This window comes from Pontibacter saemangeumensis (assembly GCF_039541895.1).
Classification (GTDB): Bacteria; Bacteroidota; Bacteroidia; order Cytophagales; family Hymenobacteraceae; genus Pontibacter; species Pontibacter saemangeumensis.
Genome location: NZ_BAABHC010000029.1, coordinates 699,247 through 711,217 on the forward strand (window position 1 = coordinate 699,247; position 11,971 = coordinate 711,217).

Consider the following 11,971-nt stretch of genomic DNA (forward strand, 5'->3'; position numbering starts at 1 on the left):
TTTCATAAGCCTGCCCCGGCATCCGGTGCCGGGGCTAAACGCAAAGGCTGTTGTTTAACTTAGACGTAGTTTGATGAAAGACAGAAATGTTGAAAAACTGCTTTATAAAGTCGCCGCAGTGCTGGTGTTGAGTGGAATCGTTATCCGGTTATTCATCCTCCCCGAAAACTTTCTGGGCTTGTACCTGACCTTGTCCGGGCTTATCACGGGCGTGGCGGCAATCTTCCTGCACATGAAGTATATAAATGAGCTAGAGCAGAAGGAGCCGCCTTTAGAAAAAGAACAACTGAAGAAGGGCTGAACCCTTTGGCAGGATAGCAAAGCTGCCTTCAGCCCGGTTCCCTAACCTGAAGCTGCAGCTGGGAAGCGAAACGGGCAACTGCAGGCACAGGAACGCCCTTATATGCCCACAAACACCCTAAACTGACATGGACGGAAGAAAACGCGCCAACATCAAACCCGGACTGCACGTGAACATTGTGCTGAAGGAAGACCAGCGCAGCGGAGAACGCACCGAGGGCTACGTGAAAGACATCCTCACCAACTCTCCCACGCACCCGCACGGCATCAAAGTGAGGCTGGAGACCGGCGAGGTAGGCCGCGTGAAAGAAATACTTTCTGAGTTATAAAGTTAGAGAGTTTGGGAGTTAGAAAGTTGCTTCTTTTTTTGGGAGGATTTTCTGATGGTGGTGAGTATGGCTGTCAGCTCATTGGCTTCCTGCTTCAGTTGAGTTAAACGCTTAGCAGGCACAATTCCAGCCTCCTCTAAAACCTCAAGCCAGAAAAGCGACTCATCGGATTCTTCCAAAACGATGCCGATTTTCGAAACAAACTCTGCAGACGACCGGGCACGGCAAGCGGCGCGGTAATTTGCTGCTACAGACGTAGCGGCACGCAACAATTGCTTACCAAGGATCTGCGCCTCCACATTGTTCGGTAATGATTGATACAGCTTAATCACGCGCAGCGCAAAAATCTTTGCGCGCTTCTTAAACTCTTCCGAACAGGTAAAGTTGCTCTTCCCCTGCCCACTCATAAACTAAATTCTATAACTCTCAAACTTTCTAACTCCCAAACCCTCTAACGCTCTAACTTACAAAACCCCCTCATCCGCAAAGCTGTAGTAGTCGTTCTCGGTGAAGATGATATGGTCCAGCACGGGCAGGTCCAGGAACTGGCCGGCTTCTTTCATTTTTTTGGTCAGGGAGATGTCTGCGGCGCTGGGCTTGGTGTTGCCGCTCGGGTGGTTGTGCACCAGGATGATCGAACTGGCCAGCTGCTCAATCGCCTTTTTGAAGATGATCTTCGGGTCTGCCACGGTGCCGGCCACGCCCCCGGTACTGATGCTCTCCTTCTTCATCACCACGTTCGCCCGGTTGAGCAGCAGAATCCAAAACTCCTCGTGGGGCAGGTCCAGCAACTGCGGCTTGATGTAGTTATATATATCCGTGGAGCAGGTGATGCGGGTTTTGGCGGCGGCGACCGTCTCTTTGCGGCGGCGGCCCAACTCCAGCGCGCTCACGATAGAAATCGCCTTGGCCTCCCCAATGCCCGGGTGTTTTGTCAGGTCCTTTACCGTTAGCTTCGCCAGCTCGTTCAGGTCGTTGCCTACGGCGGAGAGAATGATTTTGCCCACATCCACCGCCGTAAGCCTGGTGGTGCCCGAGCCGATCAGGATGGCGATCAGCTCCGCATCGCTTAAAGCGGCTTTCCCTTTCAGCAACAGTTTCTCACGCGGGCGGTCTTCTTCCGCCCACGTCTTGATGTTGAGCAGCGGCTGGTAAGACGCAATGGCAGTAGCTTGGTTATCTTTCACTTGCGGTACAGATTTTGTGATGCTGGAGATGTCTGTGCAATTGTTTTCAGAGTAGATTAGTTCAGTGCAGACCTATATAATTTTAATCCTAACAAGTTAAACAAAGGCCGCCGCCGCTGCAACAACCGCAGGGCACTCCGGTTTTTAATGTCTATATGAGATCTCTCTTATCATCCGGAACAATTATCCTGTTCCTTTTCCTGGTGGACCTGTACGTGTTCCAGGCCATCAAAACAGTGACACAGAGCCTGGACCCTACCGCACAGCGGGTACTGTTCTTTTTGTACTGGGCTATTTTTGCCATTACGGCAGGCACTTTTGTTTTGGCCGCCGCCACACGCGGCACGCCACCCAACGCCTATAAAACATACCTGGCCAGCACGCTTTTCATCTTCTTCGCCTCAAAGCTGGTGGTGGTGCTTTTCCTGCTCGTGGATGACTCGGTGCGGATAGCCAGAATCGCGTTCCACTACGCCAGCAGCGAAACCGCCTTCGACCCGTCGCGCAGCAAGTTCCTGAGTCAGATGGGGCTTCTGGTGGCGGCCGTACCGTTCACAGCGTTTATATATGGCATGGTGAAGGGCGCCTACGATTACCAGGTAAAGCGCATTACGTTGAAATTCCCGAACCTGCCACAGGCCTTCGACGGGTATAAGATACTGCAGATTTCAGACCTGCACACGGGCAGTTTCAACTCGACGGAACCGCTGCAGGAGGCCGTGAAGCTAATCAACAGGCAGGAGGCGGACCTCGTGTTCTTTACCGGCGACCTGGTGAACAACATGGCTGTTGAGGTGCAGCAGCACATCGGCACCCTGAAAGAGATCAAGGCCAGGGCCGGGGTATTCTCGGTGCTGGGCAACCACGACTACGGCGATTACGTGTCCTGGCCAAGCCCGGAGGCGAAGCGCGAGAACCTGCGCACCCTCATCGAGAGCCACGGCAGGATGGGCTGGCAGATCCTGATGAACGAGCACCGCATCATTGAGAAAGACGGCGAGAAGATTGCGGTGTTGGGCGTTGAGAACTGGGGTAACCGCGCCGGCTTCCCGAAATACGGCCGCCTAGAGCAGGCCTACGCCGGCACCGAGGATTCCCCGTTTAAGGTGCTCCTCTCCCACGACCCTTCGCACTGGGACGGCGAGATCAACCCAAAATACAACGATATAGACCTCACGCTGTCGGGGCACACGCACGGCATGCAGTTTGGCGTGAACATACCTGGCTGGAAGTGGAGCCCGGTGCAGTACGTGTACAAGCAGTGGGCTGGTTTGTACAAGAACGGCCGCCAGCACCTGTATGTGAATACCGGCCTCGGCTTCCTGGGGTATCCGGGCCGTGTCGGGTTCTTGCCGGAGATCACTGTTTTTGAACTGAAGAAAGCCTGATCCTAAACCTTTATTTCAATATATGGCAGCAGCGCTAGCCTTCCCAGTTGGCGCTGCTGCCATATAGGGGCAGCGCAATCGGATTAATGACCTTCTACTTCAGGTTTGTATCTGATCCGGTGTTTCTGATCTGCCCTCTCAGATGTCCAGCACAGTTGCGCTTTCCTTCTCCTCCCTTTCTGCCACTTCAGTGCGTCTTCAGGCACAAAGGTTCTAACCCGATCAGGTTCGGTTCGTAAAACAGAGGGTGCCGGCCGATTTGCACCGTTTCGTGTGGCCCGCGCTGGCGCAACCTCCTATATAAACTGATAAACCAAACTATGAAAAAGACACTTTATACCCTCTTCGCCTTAAGCGCGCTGCTATTCACAGCCACCTCCTGCTCTGAAGACAGGGGCACCACGACGGAGGTCGAAGAATCTAATGAGGATGAAAGCGTGAACCCTGATCACATCCGGGGCTATGGGGACGCAGAGCCAGGCGGAGCCGCGCCTGCCGACCCTGTGGCCGGGCAGATGTATGGCTTCGACAGGGACAAGTTCTCGGAGCAAGTGACGACAGACCTGGGTGTAGAAGGCGATGTGGCGACTGAAATGGTACAGGTTTACTACGACCGCAACAGGCAGCTCAGCGAGTTGGAGCAGCGCCTTCAGGCCAACGCAGATGGCGCGGAGGCCGCCAACATGGAGACAGAGCGGAAACGCATCGATGACGAGACGGACCAGAAGGTGAAGGGTATCCTGACGCCCGAGCAGTACAAAACCTACCAGCAAAACCGCTCAAGATATAATAACCCCACCACCACCACCGGCGATGCGGCGGAAGGCACTACGACCAACGGATCCGAAAACTAAACCAAGCAAGGCAGGCAGCAGCAACCCTGTCTGCCGTGTACAGCGAAAGCCTGCGGCACCGGTTGCTGCAGGCTTTCGCTGATTTTAGCTGTTTTGTCTTTACTTTTAAGCGCCGTTTCTGTTTTTCCGGAGGCTGGCATACTTTTTGGCTTCTTTGGGCGTAATTAAGTAGCTTTACATCTCATCGCTGCTGCTGTATCAACCTTATTCATGCTCCGACACCCCCTGCTTTATATCCTTGCTTTGCTGCTTGTAGGCTTTAGCCTGCCTGCGCACGCCCAGAAAAGCATTCGGCTGAGCGGGACGGTGCTGCAGCCAGACAAATCAACCCCGGTACCAGGGGCATCGGTGATAAAAGTGAGCACCAAATTAGGCGTGATATCGGATGAGCAGGGCCAGTTTAGGATCGATGTAGGCCAGGACGACACGCTTTTGATCCGTGCCGTGGGCTATAAGCCGCTCCTGTACCTGCCCAACAAGCTGCCGGTGTCGGAGCTGCGCATCAACATCGTGATGCAGGAAGACAGCGTGATGCTGGGCGAAGTGGAGGTGACCAGCCGCCCTTCGCAGGAGATGATCGACCGGGCGCTGCGCAACATGAAGCGCGAGAAATCGAGCCAGGCGAAACGCCCCGGCTATATACCCGGCCTCGAGCCGCCCCCGCCCCCTCCGGCCCCTGCGCCCACCATTGCCAGCCCCATCGGCCTGATGTACGACATGTTTTCAAAGGAAGGCAAGGAGCGCCGCAAGGTGGAGGAGCTGAAAAGAAAGCAGGAACTGGAGGAAAAGATGAAAGAGGAGGACGACTACAACCGCTTTTTCAAGGACAACCGGGGATATGAGTAAAGCCCAGAAGGCAGCCGAACAATAAGGCGCGCCGTAAGTTATGGGGTATACTAAATTTTATTGGCATGAAAATCGGATACCCCTGCATTAACCAAACCCTCGACTGTAGCTCCTCCCGCACCTTCCGTCTGGCATCTTACTCCGAGGAGCGCCTGATTGAGACGGTGGAGCAGAACCTGGCCTGCCTGAGCCGCATCCTGGAGTATAACGTGCAGCACGGGCTGTTCTTCTTCAGGCTTACCTCCGACCTCGTGCCTTTTGCCTCCCATGCCGTGAACCAATACAACTGGCAGGAACACTTTAAACTTACCTTCCGGAGGCTGGGGAGCTATATCCAGAACAACCAGATGCGCATCTCCATGCACCCCGATCAGTTTGTGGTGCTGAACTCCCCTAACGAGCAGACGGTGAAGAACAGCATTGCCGAGCTCGTGTACCAGGGAAGCGTGCTCGACCTGATGGGCCTCGATACCACCGCCAAACTGCAGATACACGGCGGCGGCGCCTATGGCGACAAGCATTCCGCGATACAACGGTTTGCCGACGTGTACCACACCATGCTGCCCGATGCCGTGAAGGCGCGCCTGTGTGTGGAGAACGACGATCGTACCTACTCGCTGCAGGACTGCCTGCAACTGCATGAGCTAACCGGTATGCCTGTTATTTTCGATAACTTTCACCATGAGTGCGTGAACAACGGTGAGCCGATGCGCGAGGCTGTGGAGATGGCGGCCAGCACCTGGCAGCCTGGGCGCGACGGCATCCTGATGATGGACTACTCCTCGCAGGCACCCAACGAGCGCAAAGGCAAGCACGTGCAAAGCATTCAGGAAGAACTTTTCCACGATTTTCTGTCCGAAACGGAGGGGCAGGACATGGACATCATGCTGGAGATAAAAGACAAAGAAGAAAGCGCCCTGAAGGCCGTGGCCCTTGCCAGGTCACTGGGCCGGGTGCCTGCTTAAAAAATCAGGTGGTACATCCACTCCAGCAGTTCCCACATGCCCCACAACAGGAGCAGGAAGATGAGCAGTATGCCGACGGCCGCTGCCACCAGTATATTCTTTCCGCTGCCCTGGTATTTGCCTTCCTGGTAATGGCGCTGCAGCAGCCGCACATTGCGCTCGTTGGCTTTGTAAGCGAAGTCGAAGACGGTGCCAAGCACCGGGATGCTTCCGATGATGGCGTCGAGCGCTAAATTAACAAGCATGAGCGCCACAAGCTTTCCACTGGCCCCGTGGCGTGCAATGGTCAGGACGATGGTGGCAGACATGGCGAAAGAAGCGAGGTCGCCGGCCACGGGCAGCAAGCCCAGCAGCGGGTCGAGGCCAAAACGGAATTTAGTGCCCGGCAGCACAAACTGGTTGTCCAACAAACGGGCTACAGAATTAACCCATTTCAGCCGTTCAGACTGTGGGGTGCGGGTATAGTGCAGGTTCTCTTTCGACATATACGCGCTTATACGCAAGCAGCAGTCGAAAGGTGCATAGCCTCCTGGGGCGGGCGCATCGCGACAAGTCGGGCAAGAACGGCCTTAGTTTCTTCGCCTGTTCCTGAAGGCCTTGTCCCGCTTCTTCTGTTGCTTGCTTAGGCTCTTGGAGCTGTTCCAACGTTTGTTCTTGCTCTCGGCCCGGCCATTCGTGAACCGCATGCTTCGGCCGTCGTCATCTACCACAATGGCTTTTCTGCCTCTCAGGGGTGAGCATGAAAGGGCTAAGCTAGCCACGACCAGCAGCATCAGGATTTGTCTGTAAATGTTCATAAGGGGTTGCGCTTGGTAACAGAATATTTCAGCGGTTGTTAACGTATACCAAACATAAAAGTATAACTATTTATCCGAAAAAGCCAACAACCCCATATGGCTATATATAGAAACAGGATATATAAACGGGCCTTAAGTGCTGGAGGTGCAGCATTTAAGGCCCGTTTCAGTTTTTTTGCACAACGTTATTTTTTCTTGCCTTTCTTGGCGCTACTTGCCTTAGCGGATTTCCCTTTCTTGTGTTTCGTGTGCCCGGGGTTTGTCGTGTTTGGGTGATGCGGGTTGTTCGGGTTTTTATACCAGCCCTTGTGAAGCCCGTTGTCTTTTTGACCGGTGCGGGCATGCTTGGTATCGTCGATGATAATGACTCTGCCCGTGCGGGACGGCTGCTTTTTGGAGGTAGAGCAGGAGGCCATGTAAAATAAGGCCCCTGCCAGCAGGAAACCTCTCATTAAAGTTGACTTCATATTCAGATGCTAAATTGGTGTTGCAATATATAGGAAATAATCATGCCGGAGCGTGTGCCGCAGCAGTTCTCCGATACCTATGTGGCATATAGGTTTTTCGGCACAACATTATTTTATATATAAGCTATTTATAATCAATTACTTACATAGCAATACTGCAGCAGCAGCGCCCTGAAATTATTTGCACAGGATATAAATAATCGAATAAGACAGGCCACAGCCCACCCTATAAAAAGGGCAATTAAAGGATTTATGCTGCTGCAAATGCGCCTGCCACATGCCCGACGACCCGTCACTTTCTACCTGAGACTATGGCCTGTTTTTGCCAGCCACCGCAGGTCCCTGCCACCAGTGCTGCCAAAAGGCGCGCTAATCTATCTTTTCCTGCAACGCTTTATATATAAACCTTCAAATACATTAGCTTAAATTCACAATATTTTATTGCGATATGTCAATAACAAGAAACCCTGAGAGCACTATGCCGTAGGTGCTGGGAATGAATTTTAAAACCGATTATTACGCTTCTACTCTATCTACTAAAAGCTATTAGCACCATGAGATCCCCAATTTACCAAGTGCTTCTTTACACCCTTTTTAGCTTGATTGGACTTGCCTCCTGCGGTAAGGAACACTCTGAGCCCGAAAATAGCGTGGAGGTGCACGTGATCCTGGGCCAGTCGAACGGGCTTGGCCGTGCCTATTCTTTCGAACTGCCCACCGAGCTGCAGCAGCCTTTGCAGGGCTGTTATATCTACAACACCCACAGCGGAAAATTCGAACTGATGCAGGCAGGGGTCAACACGATGTCAAACAAGGGGCAATTCGGTCCTGTGGTGAAGGCGGCACAACTGCTACAGCAACACAAGCAGAAAGACGTGTACTTTGTGGTGGCAGGCTTCGGGAACTCCCAACTATATAATTCAGGCTCGAGAGAAATACTCGACTGGCACCCCGACTCAAACGAGTTGCTGGAGCAAAGCAAGGAAACGATCGAAAAAGCGCGTGCGGCGCTGGTAGCCGAAGGGAAAGAGCCCGTGTTTAAAACAATCGCCTGGTGGCAGGGCGAGGCGGACGCCCTGGTAACTGAACACGCCAGTGCTTACCGGGCCAACGAGGAGGCGTTTTTCGCATCGCTCGACAAGGTGACCTACCTGGGCGGCACGAAAAGGGTGGTGTTTAAAATATTCTCTGACCTGAAAAGCCACCCGCAGGCGGGCGCTATCAACAAAGGCAAAGCGGCCCGTGCCGCCGCAGACAAGCGCACAGTCGCCACCCTGGAAACGAATGGCTATGAACGCAACCCGCAGGACAGGCTGCATGCCAACGCTGCAGGGCAATTGCAGGCCGGCACCGATCTTTTTAACGCTATCAAAGGCGTGAAATAGCCTGCAGCTTTTGCAGTGCAATTGGCGGACCCGGGCGTCGCTACTCTCCCTGCGCCCCCCTTTCCATTACCCGGACGGGGAGGTCCTTCTGGTAGTCATATAACTTGATTTCCTGGATGTTGGCGGGCAGGCCAAAGCCGTTCTCCAGCAGTGCCTTTGTTACGGCCTGCATAATGCTTCCTTTCAGCAGCACCACTCCCTTTTTATAGTCATCGGTTTCGGCCCAGAAAAACACTTTTATATTCAAGGTGCTGGTGCCGAGCTCATCTACTGTGGCATAGGGCGGGTCTTGCTGCAAAACGCCTTCCACGCCCAGCGCCGTTCTCTCAATCAGGTCGATGGCATCCTGTATGTTGTCGTTGTAGTCGATGCCCACTACAAAATGCATCCTGATCAGGCCATTCTGAGTAAGGTTCACCACTTTTGATTTGAGGATCGTGCCATTGGGGATATAGACATCCATGCTGTCGAACGTCAGGACGTGGGTGGACCTCAGGTGCAGCGCCTTCACCTTCCCGACGGTATCCTCCACTTCAATGGTGTCATCTATCTCGAAGGGGCGGTTAAAGGCGAGGATAAGGCCTGCCAGAAAGTTCTCCGCGATGTCTTTGAAGGCAAAGCCGATCACCACCGCTGACAGACCGGCGCCCGCCAGCAAACCGCCGGCTACCCCGGTGAGGCCCAGTGTCTGCAGCACCAGCAACAGCCCCACAATTATAACCGCCCACTTCGACACCAGTGCGATGTACTGCCCCGTAATCCTGTCATGCGCCTTGCCCGACAGCCTTTCGCCAAGCACGGCCTTCACCTTGCCCGCGACCCAAAGGGCTACAAAGAAGATCAGGAGGGCGAGCAGGATGTTGGGCAGCAAAAAAAGGAACCTCTCCCAGTATTCATTCACGACATCCATCAGGCTGGCGGTAGAACCGTTGATATCTAAGCGAGTGGCATCTTGCATGAGTTGCTGTTTCAAATTGCGTGTCAAAGGCGCTAAACGGCCGGCGGTGCGCTGCGCATATAACAAGCCGCCGCACCTGCTGCTTCTAAACGGATTGACCGGTATCCAGTTTCATGGCCGGGACGGGAGACACCTGAGGCAGCAGAAAAATTACGCAGGTTAACAGACCGGGTTTGAAAAGCAAAAGGCCCATGGCGCTTACGCCACGGGCCCTGCTATATATAGATTGACTTAGATTTGCAGTGCTTGATATATAGCCAGCTATCTACAACAGCTTACAGCGCCAAAGCATCCGCATGCCTTACTCCTATGCAGATGGCCGCTGATCGGCGACTCTATTCCACTACTTTCAAAGTGCCCTGCATCACGTAAAAGTGTCCTGGCACGGTGCAAACAAAGGTATATTCGCCAGGTTTGCTGGGGGCCTCAAAATAGATCGCTTCTGTTTCACTGGGCTGTAGCAGCTTGGTGTGGTACAGCAGCTTGTCTGTCTGGGGGATATAGTTTTTCTCCTGCCCCTCCAGGCCCAGTTTCATCGCCATCTCCCCTACCTCGATGGCTGTTCCCGGCAACACGATTACGAAGTTGTGCAGCATGTCGTCGTTGTTGTGGAAAACCACTTTAACCTTACTGCCCGCTTTCACGCGCAGCTGCGAGGGGTCAAACTTCAGGCCGGGCTTTGTACCCACGTTGATGGTGATGTCCGCTTCCTTCGTCCAGGAGGCAGGCCGTTTGGTGACGCGCTTGGCCTGTGTGCCGGCAGCGGGCTTAGCGGCAGCGGCTTTCTTCGCAGCAGTTGCTTTTGTGGCAGCCGGCTTGGCCGCTGTCGCTGCTGCCTTGTCTGTAGAGGCCATCGCGGTATGGTCGTGCGCAGGCGCTGCAAGGGCCAGCTTCTCCCCATCCGGGAACTGGTTGAGCGTGTAGTAACCGACCTGGTGCAGCAAGGGCTTTCCATCAGCGGCACGCACGCCCTCGGCTGTGATCTCATGGATATAACCTTCCCGCAGGCCATCCACCACCAGGCGGGCCTTTAACCCATCCTCCGACACCACCACACCGCGCACAGCGCATTTCTCGTTGTTGATAACCGGGCTGCCGTAAGCGGCCTGGTATTTATAGTTGAAGCCCGTTACCTTGTAAGCCGCCGGGTCGGCGGCCAGTTTCCTGTCCACAGGCAGCGTGTACTCAATTTCGAACCCGTCCGGCATCGCCCGCACGGTCTTCATCTCGAAAGGAGTCTTGCCGGTCCAGACAAGGCGCTGCAGCCCGAAAAGCTCTTTCCCGGTGGAGGACCAGCCGCGGCTCGTCATACCACTGAACATGGAGCCGTCGCTGCCCCATATCAGCCGGAGAATACCGGAGGAGAAGCCTTCCCTGAACGGGAAAACAACCCCCTGGTACTGCCCTTTTACTTTCTCCAGCGCCACCCGCATGACTTTGCTCTGCCCCTGGTCGCCGACAAAGAACTGGTTCGTGAAAGGCCCAAATTTCCCGTTCGTGTCGTCATTCAGGATACCGGAGGTAGAGATGCCCAGGATGCCGTGCGGCATCCACACAGCCGGCGGCTTCAGGGCATCCACCCGTTTCGCTACTTCATACATGGGCTCACCGGTATTCGGAATGTCCTGCGGTTTCAGTTTAAGCGGGGAGCCTGGCAGGTCTGTCCAGCGAAGGCTCTCGGCGTTACCCAGGAAATCACCTTTTTCGATGTGCGAGATGCGGCCCGAGCCAACCCAGTCGCCCTGGTTCTCGGTGTAGAACACGTCTCCCGCTTCGTTCATGCCGAATCCGGAGGGCGAACGCAAACCGGCCGCGATAGGCGTCATCTGCCCGTCCGGGGTGATTTCCAGCATCCAGCCGCGCCACGGCGCCAGGCTGACGCCATGCCCCAGGCTATTGCTCCAGCCCAGGTTCAGGGTCACCCGCATATTCCCGTTCGGCATAAACAGCGGGCCGTAGGAGTACTCGTGGTAGTTGCCCGACAGCGGCCAGGAATACACCTTGTCGTACGCGTCTGCCTCGCCGTCGCCGTCGTTGTCTCGGAGCCGGGTGAGTTCGCTGCGCTGTGTTACGTAGATGTCGCCGTCCTTGTAGGCCAGCCCGAGCGGCTCATGCAGGCCGTACGCGAAACGCTTGTATGTTGGTTTGGCGTTACCGGATATATTGGGATTCGAAATGATCCAGACCTCTCCCCTTCGGGTGCAGGCCGCAATGCTGCCATCGGGCAGCGTGGCCAGGCCACCAACCTCCAAGATAACGCCTTCCGGTATCGGCAGCGAAATCAGCTTGTAGAAATCGTCCTCCACTTCCGGGATAGCCTCCGTCTGCTCAAGCCCCTTAGCGGCTGGCGCCGGTTGCTTACTTCCCGTCTCGGGGTTTACCTTGGCTTTTTTCTGTGCCATTGCCGGTTGCCCACCCAGGATAAGCAAACAGATGGTAAAAAGGGTCGCCTTTGAGAGGCCTATACTCAATGATTGTATGTTCATGACTGTTTT

14 protein-coding genes are annotated in these 11,971 nt (G+C 54.6%); 7 read left to right on the forward strand and 7 right to left on the reverse strand.

What is annotated here, in order from left to right; translation table 11 throughout:
* The first annotated feature begins 73 nt into the window (after positions 1-73).
* Together ABD920_RS21225 and ABD920_RS21230 are read left to right on the forward strand one after the other, a co-directional pair.
* Entirely contained in the window at positions 74-301 is a 228-nt protein-coding gene (locus ABD920_RS21225; RefSeq protein WP_345162047.1) for a hypothetical protein, read from the forward strand.
* 127 nt (positions 302-428) lie between these two features.
* The gene (locus ABD920_RS21230; protein ID WP_345162049.1) at positions 429-629 is read left to right on the forward strand and encodes a YwbE family protein; all 201 of its coding nucleotides are present in this window, start codon (positions 429-431) and stop codon (positions 627-629) included.
* A gap of 2 nt (positions 630-631) precedes the next feature.
* Here the strand turns inward: ABD920_RS21230 and ABD920_RS21235 are convergent, their stop codons facing one another.
* Together ABD920_RS21235 and radC are read right to left on the reverse strand one after the other, a co-directional pair.
* Positions 632-1,036: a four helix bundle protein gene (locus ABD920_RS21235; protein ID WP_345162051.1), complete on the reverse strand. Its 405-nt coding sequence runs from the start codon at positions 1,034-1,036 to the stop codon at positions 632-634.
* A gap of 57 nt (positions 1,037-1,093) precedes the next feature.
* Positions 1,094-1,816 carry a RadC family protein gene (gene radC / locus ABD920_RS21240; RefSeq protein ID WP_345162054.1) on the reverse strand — a complete coding sequence of 241 codons (723 nt, stop codon included), beginning with the start codon at positions 1,814-1,816 and terminating at the stop codon, positions 1,094-1,096.
* Between the two features lie 155 nt (positions 1,817-1,971).
* Here radC and ABD920_RS21245 point away from each other — a divergent pair, with 155 nt between their 5' ends.
* The 4 genes from ABD920_RS21245 to uvsE all read left to right on the forward strand — a co-directional run bounded on the left by ABD920_RS21245 (position 1,972) and on the right by uvsE (position 5,869).
* Positions 1,972-3,204 carry a metallophosphoesterase gene (locus ABD920_RS21245; protein WP_345162057.1) on the forward strand — a complete coding sequence of 411 codons (1,233 nt, stop codon included), beginning with the start codon at positions 1,972-1,974 and terminating at the stop codon, positions 3,202-3,204.
* A gap of 320 nt (positions 3,205-3,524) precedes the next feature.
* A complete protein-coding gene (locus ABD920_RS21250) occupies positions 3,525-4,058 on the forward strand; it encodes a hypothetical protein (protein ID WP_345162059.1) in 534 nt (177 codons plus the stop codon).
* 210 nt (positions 4,059-4,268) lie between these two features.
* Positions 4,269-4,904 (forward strand): carboxypeptidase-like regulatory domain-containing protein, encoded by a 636-nt coding sequence (locus ABD920_RS21255; protein WP_345162061.1) that lies wholly within the window; start codon positions 4,269-4,271, stop codon positions 4,902-4,904.
* Positions 4,905-4,969: 65 nt separating this feature from the next.
* Complete coding sequence (uvsE, locus tag ABD920_RS21260) at positions 4,970-5,869, forward strand: UV DNA damage repair endonuclease UvsE (RefSeq protein WP_345162063.1); 900 nt, start codon at positions 4,970-4,972, stop codon at positions 5,867-5,869.
* Here uvsE and ABD920_RS21265 read toward each other — a convergent pair.
* The 3 genes from ABD920_RS21265 to ABD920_RS21275 form a co-directional block, all read right to left on the reverse strand.
* The gene (locus ABD920_RS21265; RefSeq protein ID WP_345162065.1) at positions 5,866-6,354 is read right to left on the reverse strand and encodes a DUF4112 domain-containing protein; all 489 of its coding nucleotides are present in this window, start codon (positions 6,352-6,354) and stop codon (positions 5,866-5,868) included. The genes uvsE and ABD920_RS21265 overlap by 4 nt on opposite strands.
* Before the next feature lie 84 nt (positions 6,355-6,438).
* Positions 6,439-6,666 carry a hypothetical protein gene (locus ABD920_RS21270; protein ID WP_345162067.1) on the reverse strand — a complete coding sequence of 76 codons (228 nt, stop codon included), beginning with the start codon at positions 6,664-6,666 and terminating at the stop codon, positions 6,439-6,441.
* Positions 6,667-6,851: 185 nt separating this feature from the next.
* The gene (locus ABD920_RS21275; RefSeq protein ID WP_345162069.1) at positions 6,852-7,133 is read right to left on the reverse strand and encodes a hypothetical protein; all 282 of its coding nucleotides are present in this window, start codon (positions 7,131-7,133) and stop codon (positions 6,852-6,854) included.
* 599 nt (positions 7,134-7,732) lie between these two features.
* Between ABD920_RS21275 and ABD920_RS21280 the strand changes: the two genes are divergently transcribed.
* A complete protein-coding gene (locus ABD920_RS21280) occupies positions 7,733-8,518 on the forward strand; it encodes a sialate O-acetylesterase (protein ID WP_345162072.1) in 786 nt (261 codons plus the stop codon).
* Positions 8,519-8,558: 40 nt separating this feature from the next.
* Here the strand turns inward: ABD920_RS21280 and ABD920_RS21285 are convergent, their stop codons facing one another.
* Positions 8,559-9,476 carry a mechanosensitive ion channel family protein gene (locus ABD920_RS21285; protein WP_345162073.1) on the reverse strand — a complete coding sequence of 306 codons (918 nt, stop codon included), beginning with the start codon at positions 9,474-9,476 and terminating at the stop codon, positions 8,559-8,561.
* A 335-nt stretch (positions 9,477-9,811) separates the two neighbouring features.
* A complete protein-coding gene (locus tag ABD920_RS21290) occupies positions 9,812-11,962 on the reverse strand; it encodes a plastocyanin/azurin family copper-binding protein (protein ID WP_345162075.1) in 2,151 nt (716 codons plus the stop codon).
* Positions 11,963-11,971: the final 9 nt, after the last annotated feature.

Excerpts from the sequence above, each read along its gene's own strand:
- ABD920_RS21225 (WP_345162047.1), top strand. The coding sequence starts at position 74 with ATGAAAGACAGAAATGTTGAAAAACTGCTTTATAAAGTCGCCGCAGTG.
- ABD920_RS21230 (WP_345162049.1), top strand. The coding sequence starts at position 429 with ATGGACGGAAGAAAACGCGCCAACATCAAACCCGGACTGCACGTGAAC.
- ABD920_RS21235 (WP_345162051.1), bottom strand. The coding sequence starts at position 1,036 with ATGAGTGGGCAGGGGAAGAGCAACTTTACCTGTTCGGAAGAGTTTAAG.
- ABD920_RS21245 (WP_345162057.1), top strand. The coding sequence starts at position 1,972 with ATGAGATCTCTCTTATCATCCGGAACAATTATCCTGTTCCTTTTCCTG.
- ABD920_RS21250 (WP_345162059.1), top strand. The coding sequence starts at position 3,525 with ATGAAAAAGACACTTTATACCCTCTTCGCCTTAAGCGCGCTGCTATTC.
- ABD920_RS21255 (WP_345162061.1), top strand. The coding sequence starts at position 4,269 with ATGCTCCGACACCCCCTGCTTTATATCCTTGCTTTGCTGCTTGTAGGC.
- uvsE (WP_345162063.1), top strand. The coding sequence starts at position 4,970 with ATGAAAATCGGATACCCCTGCATTAACCAAACCCTCGACTGTAGCTCC.
- ABD920_RS21265 (WP_345162065.1), bottom strand. The coding sequence starts at position 6,354 with ATGTCGAAAGAGAACCTGCACTATACCCGCACCCCACAGTCTGAACGG.
- ABD920_RS21270 (WP_345162067.1), bottom strand. The coding sequence starts at position 6,666 with ATGAACATTTACAGACAAATCCTGATGCTGCTGGTCGTGGCTAGCTTA.
- ABD920_RS21275 (WP_345162069.1), bottom strand. The coding sequence starts at position 7,133 with ATGAAGTCAACTTTAATGAGAGGTTTCCTGCTGGCAGGGGCCTTATTT.
- ABD920_RS21285 (WP_345162073.1), bottom strand. The coding sequence starts at position 9,476 with ATGCAAGATGCCACTCGCTTAGATATCAACGGTTCTACCGCCAGCCTG.
- ABD920_RS21290 (WP_345162075.1), bottom strand. The coding sequence starts at position 11,962 with ATGAACATACAATCATTGAGTATAGGCCTCTCAAAGGCGACCCTTTTT.